We start from the raw sequence: 24718 nt of genomic DNA on the forward strand, positions 1-24718 counted from the left end.
GGTCCTTTGAGTTATTCCGATATGTTGTATGAGATGCAGGTTTCGTATAGTGAAGCTACTCATAATAAAGGTCTTACAATCTATCAGGCCTTTGCTTACGCTTACGATGAGATGGATGCGTTTTTGCATTCCAAAGCGCACCGGGTAAGGGTTCAGGCCCTCACCGCTTTATTTTTCGTGGCGATAATGGGGGGGGTGAAGTTTGCTAGGAATGATCCTTTCACAGATGATGTTTTTGAAGAGCTCAGCGGTGCGTACTCTAAGCTGCCTGAGTTTGGGTTGGGTAGCAGTAGTGATGAAGACGAAAAGCTAATGCTTGAACATATACGCTTAGTCGCTAGCTATACTGGTGTCATTGATGCTTCAGGTGTCTAAAGGAAAAAGGGGACAGATTTATTTTCTGAACCTTTGCTACGCTGAAAGCTTCCACGGAGGAGAGGTCAAATATGCCCAGGATGGGACGTATTGTTTTGCCGAATTATCCACACCATATCGTGCAGCGCGGCCATAACCGTCAGGTGGTTTTTGCGGCTCCCGAGGATTATCAACGCTACCTGGCGGATCTGCGCGAGCTCAAGGATGCTTTTGGAGTTCGGGTCTACGCCTATTGTTTGATGACCAATCATGTCCATCTGCTGCTGGCCCCGGGTGAGTCGATCGCTGGGTTGGGGCAGATGATGAAGGCTTTAGCGGCACGTGCCACACGTTACCGCAATCGGCTGGAAGGGCGCTCCGGTACGCTATGGGAAAGCCGTTACAAATCCAGTGTCGTGCAGTCAGATGCTTATCTCCTTGCCTGTTGTCGTTACATAGAATTGAATCCTGTACGCGCTCAAATGGTGGCCGACGTAGCAGATTACCAATGGTCGAGCTACGGAAGCCGGTTGGGTGATGGGCCTGACAGCGGATGGCTGGATGTCGATCCCTGCTTCGTTGCTCTAGGCGCTACGACTGTGGAGCGGCGTCGTAGATATAAGGCTTTCGTGCATGAGGCCATACCTACAGAGCAGGTCCGATTGATCCGTGATGCATTGCAGCGAGGTCAGTTGACCGGGACAGGGCGCTTCGTTGATGAGGTAGAGCGAATTGTTGGTATTCGGGTAGAACAACGAGGTCAGGGGCGGCCAAGGGGGAAGAACGGAAAATAAATCTGTCCCCTTTTTGAAAGCATTAAGAGGGCTGGATTGATGTCTTCTAATGAGCTATGTGAAAAGTATGCGGCCCGTTTCGGCTCTCCAAGTATGAATAGCGTTGGGTTGGAGGAGTTTATTCAAATATTAGAGTTGGTGGCGATGAAGAGTAAGGGGTTTTTCATATTTAAAGTGGATGGTGAAAGAGAGTCTGATATTTATACATTTGTTTTAAATTTGTCGGCAAGCAATGGACCTGTGATACGAAAAGATACAGGTAGCATACGTGAGGGTATGGAATTTTTTTTCTGTGAGCTTGAGCGGGCCGGCATATATCCATAGTCTGGTATTTAGACATGTTACCTGGTCCCGACAGCAGAAATCGCACGGTTTTTTTTCTGTGGACATAAGAAAAGGGGACGAGAAAAAATGAGGTAAAAGGGACGGATTTATTTTCTACTGACAGGGACCGTCCCAATGGGTGTCCTTTTTCTTTTCCTCTTACGACCCGAATGCGTGTGTGTGGCCGAGCCGTCATGTCGACGCCAAGTGCCTTCATAACCGCCAGCATTGTTTTCAGAGTGGGATTACCATGTTCGCTAAAAGGAACGGTATAGCTGTTCGCGCGACAGGCCCGTTTCCCTGGCCAATTCGGTCATCCCCTTGGCTCGTGCGACTACCCCCATCGCTTTGGCGATATACCTTGCATCGCCGGTTTCCAGGGCATCGCTCATGAACTCCGCGATGGCCTCGGGAGTGCTGAGGTATTTCGCAAGATCGAATCTGGTAAATCTCTCAGTCATTTTGTGGTCTCCACGCCTACATTTTCTGGTGGGCGGTTCGATGACGCGGCTCTGACTGCCAAGCGTGTGCCCAGAAAGTGAAACGGACGACCCCGAAGGTCGCCCGTTTTCGTTATCCGGCAGCCTGCGCCCGCAACCGTCTTCCGATCACATCCATCACGTCACATCCATCGCGCAGAGAAATCGTCAACAGCTTGCAAAAGTCGGATAGCACGACGGTATCGGAGCTGATTTCTGAGCGGAACGCGATATTTTCCAGCACTTGGGTTACGCAACGGATGCGGTAGTCGGCGGTTTCGAAAAGGACATCGAGTGGGGCTTCGGTGTCGATGAGCAGGGTGGCGGGAGTGCAGTCGACGCCAGTGATGGGCATGTATCGATTCATTTTGAATATCTCTGTTTGATTGGGTGAAGCCATCACTCAGTCGTCGCCAAACGATTGGGTGGTGGCTGTGCGCAGGTTGGCGAACCGGTAACAGAGAAAACCGGCAGATCCGAAGATCTCCCGCGCACAGCCGCCGTGGAATATAGCGGCTTTGCGGATGCGTCGGTACCTGCAATCAGCCGGTAGCTTTCGCATTCTCTGTAATCGGGTCGCCAAACCCGAGTCGCCTTGTGGGCGACGAAGGACTATAGGCCGACCTTCTCCATCGCCACAAGACACCGTTTTCCGAGCTTCATGTAGGGCGTTTCGCTTGGCATCTTTCGGCTTAAAGCAGGCGACTGCTGCGCAGTCGAGCGGGAGCAAGCTCCCTCGCCACGGACGCGGTGCTTGATTTGCGATTGTTCTTAACCGGATCAGCCGTAGGGCTTGGCGTCTTGGTATTCGTTGTGATGGTGAACAAGTTTCCGTGTCCATTGCGAGCTGTTGTTATCTGTCCGTTTCGTAGGATGTTTCAACCTCTGTGCAGGATCTTTCGTACTTCCATACGGGATGCGTCTGATTTCAGAAGGCCGGTTTCACCAGTAGTCTTTGCCCAGAGGAGGGGCTCCGCGTCGAACGATCGGCACTGTTCGGCTCGTGATTGTGTACATCGAACGGCGGGGCAATGTGCTCCGCATCTCTTCGCCCGAAAAGCCACGAAACGGAGGCCACACGTTATGTCGAATACGTCGAAAACTGACTGGGAGCGCTTGGCCAAGTTGAATGACGCGGATATTGATACCAGCGATATCCCGGAACTGGGTGAGGATTTCTTCCGCTGTGCCGAGCTTCGGGTACCGGTAAAGCAGGCGGTGACTATTCGCCTTGATGCTGATGTGCTGGAGTGGTTCAAAGGGCAGGGCACGGGTTATCAGACACGCATTAATCAGCTCCTTCGCCAATACATGCAGGCCCAGCAGGGCCGCCGGGAATGAACTATTCGCGCTAGGAAATGGCCTCGCTACGAGTCGCCTCCCTTCATTGCTCCGCTATTTGCGTCCAGGCACAGAAGGCGACTGCTGCGCAGTCGAGCGGGAGCAAGCTCCCTCGCCACGGGGCGGTGCTCGACTTCGGGTGGTTGGCGCGTCAGCCATGGCAGCAGCTGTGGGGCTTGGCTTCCTGGTATTTATCGTGGTGGCGCACCCAGTCCATGATTTCGGCTTCGTTGCGGCCCTTTGGCGTGAGGTCGAGGTAGTTGTAGGTGCCGACGAGGATGTCGAGGCCGCGGGCGTAGGTGGAGTAGGTGTGGAAGATGTCGCCGGCTTCGTTGCGATAGAAGACGCTCAGGCCTGGGAGTTCGCTTTCGGCGCTGTCGGTTTTTTCGTAGTTGTAGGTGGCTGTTCCGGCGGCGCTGTCTTGTGCGTTGAAGCTTACGCCGAAGTCGTAGTTGAAGTCGCAGCCTGCCGAGGAGACCCAGTCGAAGGCCCAGCCCATGCGCCGTTTGAATGGCTGGAATTCGGCGAACGGGGCGTGGGAGACGGCGACGACGGCGACGTCGTGGTGGGCCAGGTGTTGGTTGGCGCCGTCGATGTGGTCGGACAGGAACGAGCAGCCCTGGCAGCCCTCGGTCCAGCCGGGGCCGAACATGAAGTGGTAGATGATCAGTTGGCTGCGGCCGCCGAACAGGTCGGCCAGGCTCAGTTCGCCGTGGGGGCCTTGGAAGCGGTAGGGTTTTTCGACTTTTACCCAGGGCAGAGCGCGGCGTTCGGCGCTGAGTTTGTCCCGTTCGCGGGTTAACGCTTTCTCGTGGGCGAGGTGTTCGCGGCGGGCGGCGAGCCAGGCTTCCCGCGAGACGACCGGATGGTGCTCGATGTTCATGGGGCTTCTCCTCAGAGACTCATTGATCGGCGATTGCACTGGCTAGTCGTTTGGCGGCCGGCGGATTCGACAAACCGTTGGTCGGCGTGGGAAAGACGCCGCCGGTAAACCCGGCTGAACGGCGCCGCACCGCCTCGGTCACAAACTGAGTAGGCATCTCACTCTCTAGAGGATGGACCAGGATGACGACTTATAACTGGGACTTGATCGAACGGTTGCTGCACGAAGTGCAAAACGGCGCCGGCCACAGTTTTACCCCTCGGCCCTATGCGGAGCAGTACGCGGCGCAAAAGGCAGCTCAGGGCGAGGACATCGAGAACCTCGATCATCTGAAAGCGGTTGCCGGGGAGTATGAAAAACTGCTGCTGGAGCGTGGTTATATCGAGCCGCGGCCGGAGGAAGAGGGCGGCAATGGCGAGAATTTTGTGCTGACGCCACGTGGCTCGCGGTTGTTGAGCCTGATCGACAGCAGCATTCCGGGTAATGATCATCCGCGCCAGGTGCTGGATGAGCAGGAAGATGCGCTGGATGAGTTTACTTTTGATGATCTGGCTTCGAAGGCGCAGATTGCCTGACATATGCTCACTGAACACTGTGGGAGCGAGCTTGCTCGCGATGGCGATCTAACTTTCAACAGATATGTTGCCTGTCGAACCGCTATCGCGAGCAAGCTCGCTCCCACATTGGATCTCAGTGGTCTTTAAGATCGTGCTGCTTTCAGGCACTTCAAATCGCTGAAATCCTTTTTCACTCCGTCAATCTTCTTCAACAGCTGTTCACGCTGCGTCGGGGTGCTCTGTGCCATCAGGTCCACCAACAGGCTGCGGGCCTGGGCTTCGGTTTTGTTGTAGGCCTCGTGGTAGGCCGGCGTCCACAGGCTTTCGCGGTTCACCAGTAATTGCTCGATGCGTTTTGGAAAGTCGGGGCTGTGGCGTTGGGCGACGGCTTCGCTGAACTGGTTCTGCCAGTGTGCGCGGTTGGCGATCCATTGCTGATTCTGGTCGCCAAGCGCGGTGGACCAGGCTTGTACGCGTTGGCGCTGGGCGTCGTTGAGCGGGCCGATCCAGTCGTTCAGGCGTTTTTCCATGCGCTCGGCACGTTCCTTGATCTGCTGTTGCAAGGTCGGCTTGAGGTAGTCCCGCTGGCGTTTGCGTTGATCCTTGATGAAGGCGGCGTCCATGTCGGCCACCTGGTCATCGCTCAGGCCTTGTAACAGTTCGGTGGCCGATGGGGTGATTTCCCGGGCGGTTTCGGCGATCGCGGCCTTGGCTTCGCGGGTGCGTTGCTGCAGGGCTTCGTCGGTTACCTGGTCGGTCTGCACCATGGTTTTGAGGCGATCGAGCCAATCCAGGTAACCCGGCAGTTGGGTGGTGCAATGCCAGCTCAGGTGTTCCTTGAGGCGGTCGTTGAACCAGTCTTTCTGCTCGCCGTTGATCTCCAGGTAATCGTTGAGGGTCCAGGGGATGATCAGGTCGAGGTTGCGGTAGGCCAGGCCGACGCGGCTGCAAGCGGTGAGTGTCAGCAGCAGGGCGATGAACATGGCGGTGCGTGTTAACCAGCGCGACATGAGCGAGTCCTTGCGAAGGCGGAGGTGCTTTGTTTGAGCATGGCAGGCGCGCGGCAGTTCAGCCGATTAATAAGTAACGCTTAGTAAAAAGGATGGGCCATCTTGAGGGTCAGCAAGCTGTCGCATTCGCTGTTGTGGCCGGAGTAGGCGGAGCAGCTGCTGCCGCTGAGGCTTGAGTCGCTGTAGATCAGGTCCAGGTCGATGCCTTTCCATGGGCGGGAGATTTTCAACGACCAGTCGCTGAAGCTGCTGACGTAGCCGTTATCCACGGAAACAGGCGAGTTGAGCTGGTGGGTGGTGTATTTGGCGCTGATGCCAATGCCGAACGGCACGTTGCCGCCCAGGTCGGCGAACAGGGTGCTGTTCTGTTTGTCCGGGTCGTTGCTCAAGGCGGCGCCGAAGCGGCTGCCGAGCAGGGTCAGGCCGCCGTAGAATTCCTGGCTGTCGAGGGTGTCGACGGTAGGGTAGCTGTAGTGGATCAAGCCGACTTCATAGCCCAGGGTCTGGTCGAAGGGTTGTTTGAAACCCATGTAGGAATCGATCTCAAGGTCGGCGGATACGCCGGCGCTGGGTGACCACTGGCCGACATACCAACCGCTGTCATGGCTCAGGTCCAGGCCACCGTGGAACGAGCCGGTGCTCGACGGCGTGACCAGGCCTTGGGCCATGCTGCGGCTGGGTGTGGTGCCGAGTTTGAGATCGAAGTCGCCTAGCTCGCGCTGGAACACCTGCCCATAAGAAGCGGGGCAAGCGAGCAGGCTGAACGTCAGCAGGACAACAGGAATGCGCATGCTTCACTCCATGAATAGCGAGGAGCAGGGAATCGTAACCAAGCTGAAACGCTTGAGCTAGAGAGGTGCAAGCATACCGGCGAATACCCGGCAGCGATGGCCGTTCGTCGATTTATGCGTGAAGGGGATCAAGCGAGGGAGGTTCCAGTCCAAGCGCTTCGAGATTCAAAGCGCTTTGGGACCAGGTGAAACGGGGATTACTTCTTGCCCAGGCTGATCTGCTTGGACGGACCGAAGGTCTGGCCGCTGACACCTTTGGCAATCTGCTGGATTTCACCGCCGGACTTGAGGAACGCAGCGATCTGGTCGTTGATCGACTCGCTGGTTTCAACGGCTGGAGCTGGCTTTGCTTTGCTGTTGGATGCTTTTACGCGCATGACGGCCATTAACCTATGGATAATTAATTGGGCCAGGCATCGTACAGGAAATACTTGACAATTGCTTGGTAAATATCCCTCCGGAATATAGCGCAGCGAGGCCGGAAATATTACCGATTTATGTACGTTTATCGCCCTAAGCCACTGTTTTAAATAACAACCTTTGACGTGGTTCGGGCTCGAAATGGGGCGATTCGCCCTAGCCGGCGTCTGACGAATGGCCGCTCCCTCACTGAAAACCCAGGAAAATCAATGGCTGCACCGGCGACCACGAATCACGCGGCAAAACCGGGTAGAATGCCGCCCACGTAATGAGGGTATCTGGAAATGGCTTTAGTCGGGCGTTACAACAGTTTGCAAGTGGTTAAGCACACCAACTTCGGTTTATATCTGGACGGCGGTGCGGACGGCGAAATCCTGCTGCCTAACCGATATATCCCCAAGGATATTCCGAGTGAAGATGAAGACTGGCTCAATGTTTTCATTTATCTCGACAGCGACGACAAACTGATCGCTACCACGGAAAAACCGAAAGTCCAGGTGGGCGAGTTCGCCAGCCTGAAAGTGGTTGAGGTCAACAGCATCGGCGTGTTCCTGGATTGGGGCCTGCCCAAGGATCTGCTGCTGCCGTACTCCGAAGAAAAACGCCAGATGACCGCCGGCGAATACTGCGTGGTACACGTCTACCTCGACAAACACACCCGCCGCATCACCGCAACGGCGCGCCTGGACCGTTATCTGGACAAGACCCCGGCCAACTACACGCCAGGGCAGGAAGTCGATCTGCTGGTTGCCGAAGCCACTGACATGGGTTTCAAGGCAATCATCAACAACAAGCATTGGGGCTTGATCCACAAGAACGAAATCTTCAAGTTCATGCGCGCCGGCATGCAGGAGAAGGGGTTCATCAAGGAAATCCGCCCGGACGGCAAGATCAGCCTGAGCTTGCAGCCAGTGGGCCAGGAAGCGGCGACCAGCCTCAATGCGAAGATCCTCGCCAAGTTGCGCGATAACAACGGCACGCTGCCGGTCAGCGACAAGAGCGACCCGGCGCTGATCAGCAGCCTGTTTGGCGTGAGCAAGGGCAACTTCAAGAAGGCCATTGGCGCGCTGTACAAGAATGGGCAGATTGTTATTCATGCGGATCGTATTGAGTTGAGCTGATCGCACTTAAAGCGATGGAACCTTGGCAGGGTTTCCTGTGGCGAGGGGATTTATCCCCGCTGGGGCACGAAGTGCCCCTAACTCCTCTCACCGTGATCTGCCAGAAAAATTGAGACGGCTGTCTTGGGGTTGCTCCGCAACCCAGCGGGGATAAATCCCCTCACCACAAAAGCAGTGCTTACCTGCTATCTGTATACAAAAAAATCTGCACCCTAAGCATGCACCCGCGCCCCGTTCGTGGGCGCATGCCGGTGCTCGCTCGGCCTTCCCTTGCTCTGCAAACCGCGGTTTGTCTCGGATCTTGCGCCTGTGGCACGCATTCTGCGTAGCAACCCGTATACAAACCATGCCGGCTCCCGTGCGCAGTGTGGTGGACAATCAATTCGGGGGCACGGCGGTACTCAAAAGGAGCCCCGCAATGTCCGAGCAATTGCCCAACGGCTATAGCCCCCGTCTCTATAACGAAGACCTGGGGCCGCTGCCGCAGAAATGGAATTGGTACAACATCTTTGCGTTCTGGATGAGCGACGTGCACAGCGTCGGCGGCTATGTGTTTGCCGCCAGCCTGTTCGCTCTGGGCCTGGCGAGTTGGCAGGTACTCATTGCGCTGCTCGGCGGGATTTGCATTGTGCAGTTGATCGCCAACCTGGTCGCCAAGCCGAGCCAACAGGCGGCGGTGCCTTATCCGGTGATATGCCGGCTGGCGTTCGGCGTGTTTGGGGCGAATATTCCGGCGGTAATCCGCGGCCTGATCGCCGTGGCCTGGTATGGCATCCAGACCTATCTGGCGTCCAGCGCGCTGATCATTGTCGTGCTGCGGTTCTTTCCGTCGATGGAAGCCTACGCAACGCCGCATTTTGCCGGTTTGTCCTACCTGGGCTGGTTCGGTTTCCTCGGGTTGTGGTTTGTCCAGGCGCTGGTGTTCTGGACGGGCATGGAGTCGATCCGTCGTTTTATCGACTGGGCCGGGCCGGTGGTGTATGCGGTGATGTTCCTGTTGGCCGGCTGGATCGTCTGGAAGGCCGGCTGGAGTAACATCAGCTTTACCCTGGCGGAGAAATCCTTGTCTGGCTGGCAGGCGTTCGGCCAAGTGATCGTGGCAACAGCCCTGGTGGTCTCGTATTTTTCCGGCCCGACCCTGAATTTCGGTGATTTCAGCCGGTACTGCCGAAGCATGTCTGATGTGCGACGGGGCAATTTCTGGGGGCTGCCGGTAAATTTCCTGGCCTTCTCGCTGGTCACCGTGGTGATTGTGTCCGGGACGTTGCCAGTGTTCGGCGAAATGCTCCATGACCCGATCGCCACCGTGGCGCGCATCGACAACGACGTAGCGGTGTTGCTGGGGGCGTTTGCCTTTGTGACCGCGACCATCGGCATCAATATTGTCGCCAACTTCGTGTCCCCGGCCTTCGACTTCGCCAACGTGGCACCGAGCAAGATCAGTTGGCGCGCCGGCGGCATGATCGCGGCGGTGGCCTCGATTTTCATCACGCCGTGGAACCTGTTCAACAATCCTGAAGTAATCCACTACACCCTGGACGTCTTGGCGGCGTTTATCGGCCCGTTGTTCGGCATCTTGCTGGTGGATTACTACCTGATCAAAAAGCAGCAGATCGACGTCGACGCGCTGTTCAATGATGGGCCGAGCGGGCGTTATTACTACAGCGGCGGCATCAACTGGACGGCGGTCAAAGCGTTGATTCCGGCGACGCTGATGGGCGTGGCGATCACCTTCACGCCGCTGCTGCAACCGATGGCCAACTTTGCCTGGTTCACCGGTTGTTTCCTCGGCGGGGTGCTGTATTTCGCCTTGGCGCGGCGTGAGCCAGCCCTACAACTGAATACCTCGTTCAACCCGGCTGGCCAGGCCTGATCAGCGCAGGGCGGTCTGCGCGCAGGGGCTCGCCGCGCCACGTCTGGCGGGCCGCAGCAACAGTCCGCCGGCCAACAGCAGTCCGCTGCCGGCGACGATCAGTGCCGGTTGCAGGCCGCCACTGAAATGGCTGCTCAGCGCCGCCAGCAGGGGGCCGCTGAGCTGGCCGATGGCAAAACACGCGGTCAGCAGGCCGATGTTGCGCTGGGTCGCGTGGGGGGCCAGTTCCCGGGCACGCATCACCATCAGCTGCATGCAGGCGAGGAACGGCGCGCCACAGAGAAACACGCCCAGGGCCAGGCCCGTGCCGCTGCCCAGCAGGCAGGCAAACACGCCAGCGGCTTGCAGCCACAACGTCGCCATCAGCCAGCGACTGGTGGTGTTCGGGTTTGGCCGGCGCAGGCTCACCAGCAGCACACCGGTGGCGGCGGCCAGGCCGAAGCAGGGCCAGAACAGGTCGGCCTGCCATTGCCCGTGAAATTGCGCCGAAGCCATCTGCGATAGGAACGTCGCTGGAATGATGTAGCCCACGCCATACAAGGCGTAGACCACGCAGAGCCGGGCGATGCCGCTGCTGCCGGAAGTGACGACTGGCGCTGCGAGAGTGGCCGCCGGAGCGGGTTTCGGCAGGGCCGGCAGGATGACCAGCAACATCAGCAGCGCCGCGCCGGCGTACACCAGCCACAAGGTGGCGGATGTCTGGCCCAACAGGTTCGAGCCAAGGGCCAGCAAGCCCGTAAGAAAAATCCCCATGCCCGGCCCGGCAAAGACCAACGCGCCCAGCCGAGGCCGTCCCGCTGCCGCCGCCAAGGGTTGGCTCAACGCGGTGATCATCACCATCACCCAGGCGCTCGCCACGCCGGTGCCAAAGCGCAGCGCCAGGTGCGGCCAGAAGCCCCAGGCCCAGAACGACGCCAGCGTCAGCAGCACGCATAACCACAGGCCGCCCAACAGCCGTCGCTGAACCTGTTCGGCGCGACGGGCGAACATGGCGTCCAGAGCGCCGAGGAAGTAACCCAGATAGTTGGCGGCGGCAATCAGACCGGCGGCGGTCAAGTCGACCTGACCTTCGCCGATCAAATGAGGTAACTGCGGTGTAAGGGCGAATCGGCCGATGCCCATGGCCATCATCAAGGCAATGAAGCTGGCGAGCAGGCGAATCAGGGGCGACATGGTCGATCTCCGGCGTCGAGGTGATTGACCGTCAGGCTAGAACCGATTGACTTTCATTAAAAATGAATAATAGTGAGCAACTTGTTCTTTTTTGGAGAGTGTCGTGGAGTTCAGCCAGTTACGGATTTTCCAGGCCGTGGCCGAGGAAGGTTCCATCACGCGGGCGGCCGAGCGCCTGCACCGGGTGCCATCGAACCTCTCGACCCGGCTCAAGCAGCTCGAAGAGCAACTGGGCGTGGATCTTTTCCTGCGCGAGCGTCAGCGTTTGCGGTTGTCGCCTGCGGGAAAAGTCCTGTTGGACTACGCGACCAAGCTGTTCGCCCTGCATGACGAAGCCCATGCGGCGGTGCAGGGCGGCCAGCCGGCCGGGGATTTTGTGTTGGGCACGATGTACAGCACGGCGGCGACCCATCTGCCGGACTTGCTGGCGGCTTACCACCGGGCCTACCCGGCGGTGAACCTGCAAGTGCAATCGGGGCCGAGTGGAGAATTGCTTGAAGGCCTGCTCACCAATCGCCTCGATGCGGCGCTGGTGGACGGTCCGCTGGAGTTGGCCGGGCTGGATGGCGTGCCGTTGTGCGACGAGCGGCTGGTGCTCATCACCGAGGCCGACCATCCACCGGTGCGCAGCGCGCTGGACGTGCAAGGCCGTGCGGTATTCACCTTCCGGCGTGGCTGTTCGTACCGGATGCGCTTGGAAGCCTGGTTCGCCCATGATCATGCGACCATGGGCCGGGCGATGGAAATCGAGTCGTACCAGGGGATGCTGGCCTGTGTGATAGCCGGCTCCGGAGTGGCGCTGATGTCCGAGTCGATGCTCGCCAGCCTGCCGGGTCGGGAACGGGTAAGTGTGCATGCGTTGGCCGAGCCGTTTGCCAGCGCGACGACGTGGTTGATGTGGCGCAAAGGCATGGTCGGCGCCAACCTGAAAGCCTGGATCGAGTTGCAGCAACAAGCGTGGCCGCGGGCGCCAATGATCACGGCGCAATCGGCTTGAACTCCCAGCGTGGGATTTGGATCAATTCAGTAACAGATCATTGCAATCTGTAACGAGCATTGCGTAGGACTTCGGACTATTATCAGTGCGAAGGGGCCACAGAAATCTGCCGCTCGCACCACCCTGAGGGGGCACCACGATGAAAGAGAAAATCCAGAACTGGCTTCACGACTTGGGTGTCGCGCTCGGCCTGATCGAACCGCCCATGCAGCCGATCCCGATCCGCACCGACGACGAGCAACGCCGCCGCCAGCCGCGCCGCCGGTAAACCCACTTTTTTGGAGAGATCGCAGTCTCGGGCCGTTTCAATTGAAACGGCCCGAGACTGCGATCTTTTTTATTTGTGTCATGAGCCCTCCTGTGGCGAGGGAGCTTGCTCCCGCTGGCCTGCGCAGCGGGCCCCGGCGTCACGTCTGACACACCGTGGTGATAGATGCATCTTGGGGCTGCTGCGCAGCCCAGCGGGAGCAAGCTCCCTCGCCACGGGGATCGATTTGGCAAAAAAGGGGCATGGCCGCCGACGCCATACCCCTCGAAGAAAACTCTTCTGCTACCTGATCAAACCGCCTTGGCCACCACCTCCGACCGTGGCGACAGCAGGCTCACCACCACGAAGCTCACCAACGCCACGCTCAGGCTGTAGTAGATCGGCGTGTTCGCATCCAGTCCATCCTTGAACATGAAGAACAGCGCGGTGACGAAGCCCAGCGACATGCTGGTGATCGCGCCGGCGGTGGTCGCGCGTTTCCAGTAGATCGCCCCGATCAGCGGGATCAGCATGCCGCCGACCAGCAGGTTGTAGGCCAATGTCAGGGCGCTGATCACGTCGCTGACGACCAAGGCGATAGCCAATACCACCGCGCCCAGCAGTAGGGTCGCGATACGGTTTTCGTGAACGTCGCCGTCGCCGCTTTCACGGCCCTGGCGCAAGCGGGGCAGCAAGTCCTGGACCACCGTGGTGGATGCCGCAAGCAGGCCTGCTGCGGCGGTGGACATCAATGCCGCCAACGCGGCTGCGATCACCAGGCCACGAATGCCGTTGGGCAGGCTGGTTTGCACCACACTGGCGAAGGCGTTGTTGACGTTTTCCAGGTCCGGCAGCAAGACCTTGGCGGCCATGCCGATCAGCGCACCGGCCAGGCCGTAGAGCACGCAATACAGGCCGGCCGCGGTGCCAGCGACTTTCGCCACGCCTTCGCTGCGGGCGGTGAACACCCGTTGCCAGATGTCCTGGCCGATAAAGATGCCGAAGAAGTAGATCAGGAAATACGTGAGGATGGTGTCCCAGCCGATGGCGGTGAAATCGAAATAACGCGCCGGCAAAGCCGCTACCATCGCGTCCCAGCCACCAGCGTCACTGATGGACATTGGCATCAGCAGAAACACCAGGCCGATGGTCATGATCAGGAACTGGACGATGTCGGTCAGGGTCAGCGACCACATGCCGCCGATTGTGGAATAAAGAACCACCACGCCGCCGCCCACCAGGATCGAAACCCAGAAGGGCAGGCCGAACAGCACCTGCATGACCGTGCCGATGGCGATGGTCGAGGTGGCGCCGATCATCAGCGCATAGACCAGCATGATCACCGCGCTGGCATGGCGCGCGGCCGGGTTGTAGCGGCGCTCCAGCACTTGGGTCACGGTGTAGATCCTCAGCTTGAGCAACGGCTTGGCGAGAAACAGGCTCAGCCCGACGATGCCCAGGCCGATGGCGCCGCACAACCAGAAGCCGGAAATGCCGTGGACATAGCCCAGACGCACGGTGCCGATGGTCGACGCGCCACCCAGCACGGTGGCGGCCATGGTGCCCAGGTAAAAACCCGGACCGAGGTTGCGCCCGGCGACGAGGTAGTCGTCGCGGGTCTTGGCGCGGCGCATGCCATACCAGCCCAGGGCGATCATGCCGGTGGCATAGATGAGAACGACGATTAAATCCAAGGCCATGATGGCGTGTCTCCGGTTGTCTTTTTTTATAGGAAGTCGAGATGGCGCCATGGACAGATGGGGTCGAGCGATGCCGTCGTGGCGAGGGGATTTATCCCCGCTGGGCTGCGCAGCAGCCCCCTTGGCAGTCAACTCAATCCGTCAGGCACACCAAGGTGTCAGGGTTTGGGACCGCTGCGCGCTCCAGCGGGGATAAATCCCCTCGCCACAGGTTCAGCGCTCGGCGAGACAGCATCCTTGCCTCGCGGATCCTGCGGCCCATACACCGCCGCCGGTTCCGGAAACAGCCCGAGCAACAGCAGGTACACCACCGAGGCCAGCCCCAGGGTGACCGGCAGGCTTATGTCGATGCCACCGGCCAGCTCTCCCAACGGCCCGACGAATTGCCCGGGCAGGTTGACGAAGCACAGCCCCACCAGTGCGCTGGGAATCCACGCCCCCAGGCCGCGCCAGTTCCAGCCATGGCTGAACCAGTAGCGCCCGCCGGTTTCGCCACGGGTGAACACTTGCAGGTCGTCCGGGCAGTAGAAGCCACGGCGCACCAGCAGGCCGATGATCATGATCACCATCCACGGCGTGGTGCAGGTGATGATCAGCACGGCGAAGGTCGAGACGCTCTGCACCAAGTTCGCGGCGAAGCGCCCGATGAAGATGAAGGCGATCGACAGCACGCCGATCAGCAGCGTCGCCTTGACCCGCGACAGCAGTCGTGGGAACACGCTGGACATGTCCAGCCCGGTGCCATACAGCGAGGTGGTGCCGGTGGACATGCCGCCGATCACCGCGATCAGACACACCGGCAGGAAGAACCAGCCCGGCGAGACCGCCAGCAGGCCGCCCACGTAGTTGTTCGCGGCGATGTAGTCCGGCGCCATGATCGCGACGATGGTGGCGGTGGCGAGGCCGAACAGGAACGGGATCAGCGTGGCCAACTGAGCGGCGATGACCGCCAGCATGATGCGTGACTTGGGCGTGTTGCGCGGGATATAGCGCGACCAGTCGCCGAGGAACGCGCCGAAGGAAATCGGGTTGCTCATGGCCACCAGCGCCGCGCCGATGAAGGCGGCGTAGAAGCCCGGCTGGCCGAGGCTGACCGTGCCGGCGAACTGGCTGTCGAAGCTCGGCGCGAAGGCGAAGATGCCCAAAAGGAACAACAGGCTGGCGGCCCATACGGCGATGCGGTTGACCCACAGCATGAAACGAAAGCCGTAGATGCACACCGTCAATACCAGCAGGGCAAACAGGCCGTAGGCCAGGCCCAGGCTCAGGTCGGTCTCCGGTACGCCGACCAGTCGCTTGGCGCCGCCGATCAGCGCATCGCCCGAACTCCACACCGACAGCGAGAAGAACGCGATGGCGGTCAGCAGCGACAGGAAGGAGCCGACGATTCGCCCATGGACGCCAAAATGCGCACCCGAGGACACGGCGTTGTTGGTGCCGTTGAGCGGACCGAACAGGCCCATTGGCGCGAGGATAATCGAACCGACCAGTACCCCCAGCACGATGGCCCAGACCCCGGCCTGGAATGACAGCCCGAACAGCACGGGGAAACTGCCGAGCACTGCGGTGGCAAAGGTGTTGGCGCCGCCGAAGATCAGTCGAAACAGATCCCCCGGGCCGGCGGTTCGTTGGTGGTCGGGGATCTGTTCGACCCCGTTGGTTTCAATTTGCGTAAGGCTTTTATCGTTATTGTTATTCATGATCTGCTCCGATCATCGAGGCGCGTTCATCGGATGTGAACGTCGCCTGTTTGGCTAAGGGGGTGGCAGCCCTTCCGGCATTGCGGACAAATGTTCATGACAGGCCAGCCATAGGCCTTGTTGTTCTTGGCGAAACACGATGGTTTCGCGCTCCTGGCTAAAGTGCAGCTCCCCTTGCATGCGCAGCTCGGTGGCCACGTCATGAATGAAAATCGCCACGTCCCCTTGCAGGCTGACGAAGGCGTTGCTCGAGGTGCAACGCAGCACCTCGAAGCCATCCTCGGCGCGCCAGCGGTCCCACAAGGCCTGGTAGGCCTCGCGTGACAGCAGCGGCTGTTCGAGGGTGTAGAACACGAAGCTCGCATCGGCGCTGAAAGCGCCGAAGTAAGCCTCGCGGTCATTGCAGGCAAAGGCCGATACCAGCTCGGCGGCGGCCTTGAGAACCTGATCTCGATGGCTCATGGCGGCGCCTCAGCGATGGACCACGCCGGGCAGTACGCAGAGCATCTCGTACAGCAGGTTGGCGCCCAGCAGCGAGGTGTTGCCGGTGGTGTCGTACGGCGGCGAAACTTCTACCAGATCGCAACCGACCAGGTCGAGGCCCTGGCAGCCACGGACGATCTCGATCGCCTGGATGGTGGTCAGGCCGCCGATTTCCGGGGTGCCGGTGCCTGGCGCCCAGGCCGGATCGATGCCGTCGATGTCGAAGCTCAGGTACACCGGGCCGCCACCGACTTTCTCGCGCACTTCGGCCATCAATGGGGCCAGAGACTTGTGCCAGCATTCTTCGGCCTGGACCACACGGAAGCCCTGGTTACGGCTCCAGTTGAAATCTTCGGCGGTATAACCCTGGGCGCGCAGGCCGATCTGCACCACGCGATCGCAGTCGAGCAGGCCTTCTTCCACGGCGCGGCGGAAGGTGGTGCCGTGGGCAATTTTCTCGCCGAACATGTGATCGTTCACATCGGCGTGGGCGTCGATGTGCACGAGGCCGACCTTGCCATGCTTTTTGTGGATCGCCCGCAGGATCGGCAGGGTGATGGTGTGGTCGCCGCCCAGCGTCAGGGGGATGACGTTGTGTTCGAGGATCTTGTGGTACGACTCTTCGATGATCCGCACCGCGTCCAGCAGGTTGAAGGTATTGATTGGCACGTCGCCAATGTCCGCCACCGACAGCGAGTCGAACGGCGCGGCACCGGTGGCCATGTTGTAGGGACGGATCATCACGGATTCGGCGCGGATCTCGCGGGGCCCGAAGCGGGTACCGGCGCGCAGGGAGGTGCCGATGTCCAGTGGCACGCCGACAAAGGCAGCGTCCAGGCCGGCGGCGGTGGGCAAATGGGGCAGGCGCATCATGGTGGCGATGCCGCCGAAGCGCGGCATTTCGTTGCCGCCCAGTGGTTGGTGAAGAATCTTGTCCACGGGTAGGGCCTCATCGTTTGTTTTATTTATTAGGGGCCGATTCTGCGAAAAGCCTTGGCGGTGAAGAATCGCTGGTGGCAAATACTTAGTTCAGATTTTTCTAAACTAATGGTGGGTGGGGCGATAGACTTCGCAGCAGCGCAATCCCGAGGCAGACGATTAACCTCTGTGGCGAGGGAGCTTGCTCCCGCTCGATGGCGCAGCCATCGCAAAACCAGCCAACGCGGTCTGCCTGATACATCGAGGTGAATGGTTTTGGGGCCGCTTCGCAGCCCAGCGGGAGCAAGCTCCCTCGCCACAAAAGCACGGCAGGCTCTGTATATGTGTGATCTGGAGATACCCCCATGGCCAACGCTCTACCCGACCTGAAACTGCTGCGCATTTTTGTCAGCGTGGTCCGTCACCAGGGGTTTGCCAATGCCCAGCACGAGCTCAACCTTTCCACGTCGGCGATCAGCACCTACATGAGCCAACTCGAATCGGCCCTGGGCCTGGTGCTCTGTCATCGCGGGCGGGGCGGGTTCAGCCTGACCAGCAAAGGCGAGCTGTTCCATCAGGAAACCCTGCGCCTGTTGGGCGAGCTCGAAGGTTTCGAGCAATACGCCGCGGCGCTCAAGGGTGAGTTGCGCGGTACGCTGAACCTGGGCGTGATCGATTCGACGGTCAGCGACAAGGCGTTGCCATTCGCCGAAGCCATCGGCGCCTACAGCCAGGAACACCCGGCGGTGCATTTGCACCTGTCGGTCATGAGCCCCTACGAGTTGCAACTCGGCGTGCAGGACAATCGCCTGGACCTGGCCATCGGCGCGTTTTCCACGCGCATGAGCGGGCTGGTCTATATGCCGCTGTACCGCGAACAGCACTGGTTGTATTGCAGCAACCGGCATCCGTTATTCAACGAACGGCGCATCCCCGAGCAACTCATTACCCAGCAGCGTATGGTCGGGCGCGGTTACTGGAGCCAGGCCGAACTGGCGCGCCACGGCTTCAAGCACAGCGCGGCGACAGTAGAAAGTATGGAAGCGCAACTGATTCTGGTGCTGTCCGGTGCCTACATCGGTTATCTGCCCGAGCACTACGCCCAGGCCTGGGTCGACAAGGGCGATCTGCGCGTGCTGCTGCCGGCAACCTTTGGCTATCAGGCGCCGTTTTCGATGATCGTGCGCCGTGGCCGCAGCCGCGAGCCGCTGATCCAGACCTTCCGTGATCTGCTCAAAGCTCAACTGAACCAGGCCTGACCATGTCCAGAATTCAATGCCCGCGTTGCCACCGCCCGCAAAGCCATTGCCTGTGCCCATTGATCCCCAGTCTCGACAGCCGCACCCGCGTTCTGCTGTTGCAGCATCCCAGCGAGGTGAACCATGCCTTGAACACGGCGCGGTTGGCGGCGTTGGGCCTGAACAACGCCGAATTGATCGTCGGCGAGGTGTTCGAGGATTTGCCCAGGTTGCTCGATCAACCGGGTTATCAGGCGCGGTTGTTGTTTCCCGCCGACGATGCGCAGCCGATGCAAGCCTACGGTCCCAGCGATGACCCGCTGCTATTGGTCGTCCCCGACGGCACCTGGCGCAAGGCGCGCAAGCTGCTGCACCTGAACCCGTTGCTGGCGGCGCTGCCGAGGGTCACCCTGGCCGACGGCGGCGTGTCCCGTTACCGCTTGCGCAAGGCGCCCGGGCCGGGCGCGTTGTCGACGGTGGAGGCGATTGTCCAGGCACTGCAAATCCTCGAAGCACCGACAAGTTTCGAGCCGTTGCTGAGGCCGTTCGAGGCGCTGATCGAGGGGCAGATCGCGGCGATGGGGGAGGAGATCTTCCAAAAAAACCATGGAGGTTAGAAGAACCCTGTGGCGAGGGAGCTTGCTCCCGCTCGGCGGCGCAGCCGTCGTAAAACCTGCTGGCGCGGTCTGCCTGACCCAACGAGGTGAATGGTCTCGGGGCTGCTACGCAACCCAGCGGGAGCAAGCTCCCTCGCCACGGATTGAATGGAATCCGGCTCAGCGCTCACGCATCGCCTCGGTCCGCGCCTTCAGCACCGGCTTGAGCAGGTAATCCAGCACACTTTTCTCCCCGGTGATGATGTCCACCGTCGCCACCATCCCCGGGATGATCAGCAACGGTTTGGCATCGCCGCCCAAATGGTTTTTATCGGTGCGCACCTGGATCAGGTAGAAGCTGTTGCCCTTGTCATCGGTGATGGTGTCGGCGCCGATCAGTTCGAGCTTGGCGCTCAGGCCGCCATAGATCGTGTAGTCGTAGGCGCTGAACTTGACCATGGCTTTCTGACCCGGGTGGAGAAAGGCCACGTCTTGCGGACGGACCTTGGCTTCGATCAGCAGGTTGTCCTCCAGTGGGACGATTTCGACCATGTCGCTGCCCGGCTGGACCACGCCGCCAATGGTATTGACCTTGAGCTGCTTGATCACCCCGCGCACCGGCGAGACCACGGTGGTGCGGGTCACCCGGTCATCGATGGCGATGCTCGATGCGGTGATTTTCGACAGTTCAGTGCGTTTCTCGTTGAGCTCCTTGGCCGCGTCGGAGCGGAAGGACTGCTCCGATTCGTCGATCTTGCTCTTGATCTCGTTGATCGCCGACTCGGCCCGAGGGATCGCCAGGGTGGTGGCGTTGAGTGAGCCGCGCGCCTCCACCGCGCTGCGCTTGAGCCGGAGGATTTCCACCGGTGAAACCGCCCCGGTGCGCACCAGCGGCGCCGACATGTTCATTTCTTCCTGCAGCAAGGACAGGGCCGAGCTGAACTGGCCTTGTTTGGAGCGAAACTCGGCGAGTTCCTGGGTTTTCTGCCGCAGCTGTTCGGTGAGGGTGCGTTGCTCGCTGGCCAGGCGCCTCTGGCGTTGTTGATACAACGAACGTTCGTCCTCGGCCACTTGCGGGGCCTTGGCGGTCACCTCTGCCGACAGCGCGAACGGTCGCCCTTCAGCCTCGGCCGACAGGCGTTCGACCTGGGCCGTGAGGGCATAACGATCGGCCTCGCTCTCGCCCTTGTTTGACAGGAACCGCGTGTCATCCAGGCGCAGCAGGGTCTCGCCCTTGTTCACCATCTGGCCTTCGCGCACGAAAATCTCGGTGACAATGCCGCCTTCCAGGTTCTGGATCACCTGGATCTTGCTTGATGGAATCGCCTTGCCTTCGCCCGTGGTGACTTCCTGCAGCACGGCCAGTTTGGCCCAGACCAACCCGCTGACAATCAGCCCGGCGGCCAGCCACACCGTGATGCGCGAACGCCGGGGCGAGTCCTGCAACGTCGCGCTGGCAGTTTCCGGCATGAACTCGCTTTCGGCGCTTTTGCTGAAACTGCCGAAGTAGCTTCGGGCGGCTGAATCAGGTGTTTGAGCTGGCATGGACGGTACCCGTTGATTAATAGATTCACAGTGCTGCTTTTTGTGGCGAGGGAGCTTGCTCCCGCTCGGCGGCGAAGCCGTCGTAAAACCTGCCGACGCGGTCTGCCTGACACAACCAGGTGAATGGCCTTGGGGCTGTTTCACAGCCCAGCGGGAGCAAGCTCCCTCGCCATGTTTCCCCGGACCAAACAGGATATGTGTCGGCTTCTACACCGCCGCAGACCCCACCCGCCCTTTGCGCAGCGCATCGATCACCGCGTCCTTCGGTCCGTCCGCCACGATCCGTCCGTTTTCCAGCACCACCAGGCGATCCACCAGGCTCAGCATCGAGGTACGGTGGGTGACCAGCAGCACGGTCTTGCCCTGCACATGGGTGTGAAGTTTTTGCCGCAAGGTATCTTCGCTGCTGTTGTCCATGGCGCTGGTGGGTTCATCGAGCAAGAGGATCGGCGGGTCGAGCAGCAGGGCCCGAGCCAGCAGCACGGCCTGGCGCTGGCCGCCGGACAACAGCTGGCCGCGCTCGCCGACCGGGCGATCAAAGCCTTGCGGGTGCTGGCGCGCCAGTTCGGTCACGCCGGTGAGTTCCGCCACCTCCAGCATGCGGCCGTCGCTGATGTAGCGGGCGCCAAGGGTGAGGTTGTCGCGCAGGCTGCCGGCCAGCAGCGGCAGGTCGTGGGCGACGTAGCCGATCTGTTGACGCAGGTCGGCGACGTCCAGTTGCCGCAGGTCCAGGCCATCGAGCAGCAACTGACCTTCCTGCGGGGCATAAAAACCCATCACCAGGCGCGCCAGGGTGCTTTTGCCCGAGCCGCTGCGGCCGATGATCCCGACGCGCTCGCCAGGCTTGAGGCTGAAACTGACGTTCGCCAACGCCGGAGTACTCTGGCCGTCGTAGTGGAAGGTCACGCCGCTGACATCCAGGGCGCCCTGCAATTGGGTGCGCTCCAGCGGACGCTGGCTGGCGTCGCGCTCCTGGGGCAGGGCCATCAAGGCATCGGTGCTGCGCATGGTGAGCTGGGCTTGCTGGTAGCGAGTGATCAGCCCGGCGATCTGGCCCAGCGGCGCGAGGACCCGGCTGCCGAGCATGTAGGTCGCCACCAGTGCGCCGACGCTGAGGTTGCCGGCAATGATGCTGTAGACGCCGGCGACGATGGTTGCCATGCCGGCCAGTTGTTGCAGGAACAGCGTGCCATTGGTTGCCAGCGCCGAAAGGTTGCGGGCGTGGCTGTCGAGGCGGGTGAGGGCGCCATGAGTGCTTTCCCACTGATGCTGGCGTTCGCTTTCGGCGCTGCAGGCCTTGAGGGTTTCCAGGCCGCCGAGGGTTTCGATCAGCAAGGCCTGGCGCTGGGCGCCGAGGGCCAGGCTTTTCTGCACGGTGTCGCGCAGGCGCGCCTGGATGATCATGGCGAAAACCACGGTGATCGGGAACGCCACCACGGGTATCACCACCAGCCAGCCGCCAAGCAGGCCGATCACCACCAGCATCAGCACGGCAAAGGGCAAGTCGATCAGGCTGGTCAGGGTCACGGCGGTAAGAAATTCCCGCAGGCCCTGGAAGTCGTGGATGCTCTGGGCGAAGCCGCCAATGGTCACCGGTTTGGCTTTCATCGCCATGCCGGTGATGCGTTCGAACAGCGTGGCGGAGAGAATCACGTCGGTCTTTTTGCCGGCGCTGTCCAGCAGATGAGCCCGCACGACCCGCAACACCAGTTCGAAGCCGGTGCCAATCAGCAGCCCGACGGCCAGCACCCACAATGTCGACGTGGCCTGGTTCGGCACCACGCGGTCGTAGGTCTGCATTACGAACAGCGGCACCATCAATCCCAGCAGGTTGATCAGGAAGCTCGCCAGGATCGCGTCGCTGTACAGCCAGCGCGACAGTTTCAAGGTGTCACGAAACCAGGCCTCGACTCGCGGCACCAGCGGCGCGCGCAAATCTTCCAGTTCGTGGCGCGGTCGGGCGAACAAGGCCTGGCCGCTGTAGTCGGCGGCCAGCTCCTGGCGGCTGACCCATTGTTCGCCGCCATCGGCTTCGCTGGGCAGGATCAGCGCCTGGCCGTCGTCACCCCAGCGGCGCAATATCGCGCAGCGACCTCCGGCCAGAATCAGCATCACCGGCAGATTGAGCGCTGAAATGTCCGCCAGGTCGCGACGCAGCAGCCGCGCCTGCAGACTGGCCCGGGCCGCTGCGCGAGGCAGCAGGTCCAGGCTCAGGCGTTGGTGCGCCATTGGCAACCCGGCGCTGAGGCTGGCGCGGCTGACAGTCGCGCCATGGAGTTTGCAGAGGATCAACAAGCCGTCCAGCAACGGGTCATCGAAGTTCAGGCGCGGGTCGGCGCCGGGGATTACCGGTTCCATGCGGGTCATGTCGATCGCTCCCATGGACTACTTCAGTTCCGGCAGCCGTGCCTGGTTCTTGACTTCGGTCTGGGCGACGGCGTCGGCCGGCAGCACGATCCGCTGTTTGCTCAACAACAGGCCCATGTTCGCCAGCACGCGGTACATGGAGTATTCCTCGGTGTAGCGCACCTCGGTGTAGCGACGGTTGGCGTTGTACAGCTCGTTTTCGCTGTCGAGCAAGTCGAGCAGGGTCCGTTGGCCGAGGCCGAACTGGTCTTGATAAGCGGCACGCACGCGGGCGGTGGTGTCGGCGTACTCACGGGCCGTCGGGGTCTGTTTGCGGGCGTTGAGCATCGCGTTCCAGGCCAGGCGCGTGTCTTCGTTGAGTTGGCGCAGGGCGTTGTTGCGGATGTCCATGGCCTGGTTGATCTGGTGGGCGTTGGAGGCCAGCCGGGCCTTGTCGCTACCACCGCGCAACAGGTTGTAGTTCATCACCACGCCCAGCCGCCAGTTGTTGTCGTGGCCTTCTTCGCCGCCGAGGTTGTTGTTGGCGCCCACCGCCGCTTCCGCATCGAAGCGCGGGTAGAACGGCGATTTCGCCACTTCATACTGGCTTTCGGCGGACTGGATGTCGGCCTGGGCCGATTTCAGGTACGGGTTGTTATCCACCATGCTCTGCTGGGCTTCGCGCAGGTCAACCGGGATTTCGCCCTTGGTCGACGGCGGGGCTTCCAGCTCATCGGGCATGCGCCCGACCACGCTGTAGAAGTTCGCCTCGGCATCGGCCAGGTCGACCTGAGCGGTGTCGTAGTTGTTTTCCGCCAGGGCCCGACGGGCATTGGACTGGTCGGAGTCGGCCGTGCTGCCCACCCCACGCTCGGTGCGCAGGCCGATCTGGTCGTTGACGCGCAGGTGCGCCTGCAGGTTGTTCTTGGCCAGGGTTACCAGCTCGCGACGCTTGAGTACTTCCAGGTAGACCTCGATGGTCCGCAGGGCCAGGTCCTGCGCGGTGCCCTGGGCGTAATAGGCGCGGGAGTTGACCACACCCTTGGTGCGTTCCACTTCGTTTGCGGTATTGAACCCGTCAAAGATCATCTGGCGCAGGCGCAGCTCCGACTGGGTGTAGGTGAGGATATTGGTGTGATGGTTGCCCAGCGCCCGGGTGTTGGTGTTGTCGCTGTAGCCCCGACCATAGCCGGCGTTCAAATCCACCGACGGGAAAAAACCGCCCCGGGCGACCTTGACGTCTTCATTGGCCGACAAACGGCTGTCCACCCGCTGTGCGAGTTCCGGGTGGGTCGCGATGGTGCTCTGTATCGCTTCGGTCAAGGACATGGCCTGCGCTTGAGAAGAGCAGGCCATGGCCAGCAAAACCGCGCTGCAGAGAGGGGTAAGAACGCGCATGGGATGCATCTCCTGAGGTCTGTTGTGCTTCGTTGTCGCCAGAATATTGACGTGTAAAAGATCAAAACCGTTTCAACCTTGTAACAACACAGCTAAGAACATTCCAGGAAAATCCTAAGAAGAATTTCTCATAACGCTTATTCCAAAAAAAACCTATGAGCTAGGAAAAAACCGGCACATTGTTCAACGCGAAAGCCTTTGTATTTAAGGCTCTTGACGGATTCCAGACGTCAATAAAAAGTTCCAGATAAATTTCGAAACGATGTGAAGAAGGGCAAAAAGATTTAAAAGCGAGGCGGCATGCGTGACGGTTTTTTGTCGTTGCGGCGAAAATCCGCTACCTTCCGATCTCGCGAAAGCTGGCAGATTTTCCAGATTCTGACGGCCAGCCTAAGTCTCGCTTCTTCACTCAGCACAGGTGCCGACTACG

Annotated in this window: 25 protein-coding genes and 1 pseudogene; 11 read left to right on the top strand and 15 right to left on the bottom strand. The window is 60.4% G+C overall.

Going from position 1 to position 24718, the window contains the following annotated elements; translation table 11 throughout:
* Positions 1-6: 6 nt before the first annotated feature.
* The 3 genes from J3P96_RS07955 to J3P96_RS07965 all read left to right on the top strand — a co-directional run bounded on the left by J3P96_RS07955 (position 7) and on the right by J3P96_RS07965 (position 1472).
* The gene (locus tag J3P96_RS07955) at positions 7-375 is read left to right on the top strand and encodes a hypothetical protein (RefSeq protein WP_434656418.1); all 369 of its coding nucleotides are present in this window, start codon (positions 7-9) and stop codon (positions 373-375) included.
* A 71-nt stretch (positions 376-446) separates the two neighbouring features.
* A complete protein-coding gene (locus J3P96_RS07960; RefSeq protein ID WP_434656419.1) occupies positions 447-1148 on the top strand; it encodes a transposase in 702 nt (233 codons plus the stop codon).
* A gap of 39 nt (positions 1149-1187) precedes the next feature.
* Positions 1188-1472, top strand: coding sequence for a hypothetical protein (locus tag J3P96_RS07965; protein WP_434658377.1), 285 nt, complete (start codon positions 1188-1190; stop codon positions 1470-1472).
* Between the two features lie 172 nt (positions 1473-1644).
* On the opposite strand, the pseudogene J3P96_RS07970 reads toward J3P96_RS07965, so the two are convergent.
* Both J3P96_RS07970 and J3P96_RS07975 read right to left on the bottom strand, forming a co-directional pair.
* Positions 1645-1933 (bottom strand): annotated as a pseudogene (locus J3P96_RS07970) (addiction module antidote protein); the annotation flags it as partial.
* A 112-nt stretch (positions 1934-2045) separates the two neighbouring features.
* Positions 2046-2318, bottom strand: a complete 273-nt coding sequence (locus J3P96_RS07975; RefSeq protein ID WP_434658120.1) for a hypothetical protein — start codon at positions 2316-2318, stop codon at positions 2046-2048.
* Between the two features lie 716 nt (positions 2319-3034).
* Between J3P96_RS07975 and J3P96_RS07980 the strand changes: the two genes are divergently transcribed.
* On the top strand, positions 3035-3292 hold the full coding sequence (locus tag J3P96_RS07980) for a BrnA antitoxin family protein (protein WP_434656420.1): 258 nt from the start codon (positions 3035-3037) through the stop codon (positions 3290-3292).
* Between the two features lie 151 nt (positions 3293-3443).
* Here the strand turns inward: J3P96_RS07980 and J3P96_RS07985 are convergent, their stop codons facing one another.
* Both J3P96_RS07985 and J3P96_RS07990 read right to left on the bottom strand, forming a co-directional pair.
* Positions 3444-4175 (bottom strand): DUF899 domain-containing protein, encoded by a 732-nt coding sequence (locus tag J3P96_RS07985; RefSeq protein WP_434656421.1) that lies wholly within the window; start codon positions 4173-4175, stop codon positions 3444-3446.
* A 19-nt stretch (positions 4176-4194) separates the two neighbouring features.
* On the bottom strand, positions 4195-4332 hold the full coding sequence (locus J3P96_RS07990) for a hypothetical protein (RefSeq protein WP_434656423.1): 138 nt from the start codon (positions 4330-4332) through the stop codon (positions 4195-4197).
* Positions 4333-4357: 25 nt separating this feature from the next.
* Here J3P96_RS07990 and J3P96_RS07995 point away from each other — a divergent pair, with 25 nt between their 5' ends.
* Positions 4358-4750 carry a transcriptional regulator gene (locus J3P96_RS07995; protein WP_434656424.1) on the top strand — a complete coding sequence of 131 codons (393 nt, stop codon included), beginning with the start codon at positions 4358-4360 and terminating at the stop codon, positions 4748-4750.
* A 125-nt stretch (positions 4751-4875) separates the two neighbouring features.
* On the opposite strand, the gene J3P96_RS08000 is transcribed toward J3P96_RS07995, so the two are convergent.
* From J3P96_RS08000 to J3P96_RS08010, 3 genes are all read right to left on the bottom strand, one after another.
* On the bottom strand, positions 4876-5742 hold the full coding sequence (locus tag J3P96_RS08000) for a DUF6279 family lipoprotein (protein ID WP_434656425.1): 867 nt from the start codon (positions 5740-5742) through the stop codon (positions 4876-4878).
* An 80-nt stretch (positions 5743-5822) separates the two neighbouring features.
* On the bottom strand, positions 5823-6533 hold the full coding sequence (locus J3P96_RS08005) for a TorF family putative porin (RefSeq protein ID WP_434572544.1): 711 nt from the start codon (positions 6531-6533) through the stop codon (positions 5823-5825).
* 197 nt (positions 6534-6730) lie between these two features.
* A complete protein-coding gene (locus tag J3P96_RS08010; RefSeq protein ID WP_018607615.1) occupies positions 6731-6919 on the bottom strand; it encodes a hypothetical protein in 189 nt (62 codons plus the stop codon).
* A gap of 318 nt (positions 6920-7237) precedes the next feature.
* Here J3P96_RS08010 and J3P96_RS08015 point away from each other — a divergent pair, with 318 nt between their 5' ends.
* Together J3P96_RS08015 and J3P96_RS08020 are read left to right on the top strand one after the other, a co-directional pair.
* A complete protein-coding gene (locus J3P96_RS08015; protein WP_305499513.1) occupies positions 7238-8074 on the top strand; it encodes a CvfB family protein in 837 nt (278 codons plus the stop codon).
* A 418-nt stretch (positions 8075-8492) separates the two neighbouring features.
* Positions 8493-9947 carry an NCS1 family nucleobase:cation symporter-1 gene (locus tag J3P96_RS08020; protein WP_434656427.1) on the top strand — a complete coding sequence of 485 codons (1455 nt, stop codon included), beginning with the start codon at positions 8493-8495 and terminating at the stop codon, positions 9945-9947.
* On the opposite strand, the gene J3P96_RS08025 is transcribed toward J3P96_RS08020, so the two are convergent.
* On the bottom strand, positions 9948-11120 hold the full coding sequence (locus tag J3P96_RS08025; RefSeq protein WP_434656428.1) for a YbfB/YjiJ family MFS transporter: 1173 nt from the start codon (positions 11118-11120) through the stop codon (positions 9948-9950).
* A gap of 103 nt (positions 11121-11223) precedes the next feature.
* Here J3P96_RS08025 and ptrR point away from each other — a divergent pair, with 103 nt between their 5' ends.
* Complete coding sequence (gene ptrR, locus J3P96_RS08030) at positions 11224-12117, top strand: putrescine utilization regulator PtrR (RefSeq protein ID WP_434656430.1); 894 nt, start codon at positions 11224-11226, stop codon at positions 12115-12117.
* A 139-nt stretch (positions 12118-12256) separates the two neighbouring features.
* On the top strand, positions 12257-12385 hold the full coding sequence (locus J3P96_RS08035) for a PA1414 family protein (protein ID WP_256222727.1): 129 nt from the start codon (positions 12257-12259) through the stop codon (positions 12383-12385).
* A gap of 290 nt (positions 12386-12675) precedes the next feature.
* On the opposite strand, the gene J3P96_RS08040 is transcribed toward J3P96_RS08035, so the two are convergent.
* The 4 genes from J3P96_RS08040 to speB all read right to left on the bottom strand — a co-directional run bounded on the left by J3P96_RS08040 (position 12676) and on the right by speB (position 17186).
* On the bottom strand, positions 12676-14064 hold the full coding sequence (locus J3P96_RS08040; protein ID WP_434601499.1) for a sodium:solute symporter: 1389 nt from the start codon (positions 14062-14064) through the stop codon (positions 12676-12678).
* Between the two features lie 158 nt (positions 14065-14222).
* Entirely contained in the window at positions 14223-15767 is a 1545-nt protein-coding gene (locus J3P96_RS08045) for a purine-cytosine permease family protein (protein ID WP_434658123.1), read from the bottom strand.
* Between the two features lie 51 nt (positions 15768-15818).
* Positions 15819-16226, bottom strand: coding sequence for a YybH family protein (locus tag J3P96_RS08050; protein WP_434656431.1), 408 nt, complete (start codon positions 16224-16226; stop codon positions 15819-15821).
* Positions 16227-16235: 9 nt separating this feature from the next.
* Positions 16236-17186 carry an agmatinase gene (gene speB, locus J3P96_RS08055; protein ID WP_434656433.1) on the bottom strand — a complete coding sequence of 317 codons (951 nt, stop codon included), beginning with the start codon at positions 17184-17186 and terminating at the stop codon, positions 16236-16238.
* Positions 17187-17530: 344 nt separating this feature from the next.
* On the opposite strand from speB, the gene J3P96_RS08060 reads away from it, so the two are divergent.
* Both J3P96_RS08060 and J3P96_RS08065 read left to right on the top strand, forming a co-directional pair.
* The gene (locus J3P96_RS08060) at positions 17531-18424 is read left to right on the top strand and encodes a LysR family transcriptional regulator (RefSeq protein WP_434572557.1); all 894 of its coding nucleotides are present in this window, start codon (positions 17531-17533) and stop codon (positions 18422-18424) included.
* 2 nt (positions 18425-18426) lie between these two features.
* Positions 18427-19020, top strand: a complete 594-nt coding sequence (locus J3P96_RS08065) for a tRNA-uridine aminocarboxypropyltransferase (protein WP_434656435.1) — start codon at positions 18427-18429, stop codon at positions 19018-19020.
* Between the two features lie 159 nt (positions 19021-19179).
* On the opposite strand, the gene J3P96_RS08070 is transcribed toward J3P96_RS08065, so the two are convergent.
* From J3P96_RS08070 to J3P96_RS08080, 3 genes are all read right to left on the bottom strand, one after another.
* Positions 19180-20544 (bottom strand): HlyD family type I secretion periplasmic adaptor subunit, encoded by a 1365-nt coding sequence (locus tag J3P96_RS08070; protein ID WP_434656436.1) that lies wholly within the window; start codon positions 20542-20544, stop codon positions 19180-19182.
* 207 nt (positions 20545-20751) lie between these two features.
* Positions 20752-22911 (bottom strand): type I secretion system permease/ATPase, encoded by a 2160-nt coding sequence (locus J3P96_RS08075; RefSeq protein ID WP_434656437.1) that lies wholly within the window; start codon positions 22909-22911, stop codon positions 20752-20754.
* 18 nt (positions 22912-22929) lie between these two features.
* Positions 22930-24288 carry a TolC family outer membrane protein gene (locus J3P96_RS08080; RefSeq protein WP_305499524.1) on the bottom strand — a complete coding sequence of 453 codons (1359 nt, stop codon included), beginning with the start codon at positions 24286-24288 and terminating at the stop codon, positions 22930-22932.
* Positions 24289-24718 lie beyond the last annotated feature (430 nt).

This window comes from Pseudomonas sp. R3-56, assembly GCF_051132075.1.
Taxonomy (GTDB): Bacteria; Pseudomonadota; Gammaproteobacteria; order Pseudomonadales; family Pseudomonadaceae; genus Aquipseudomonas.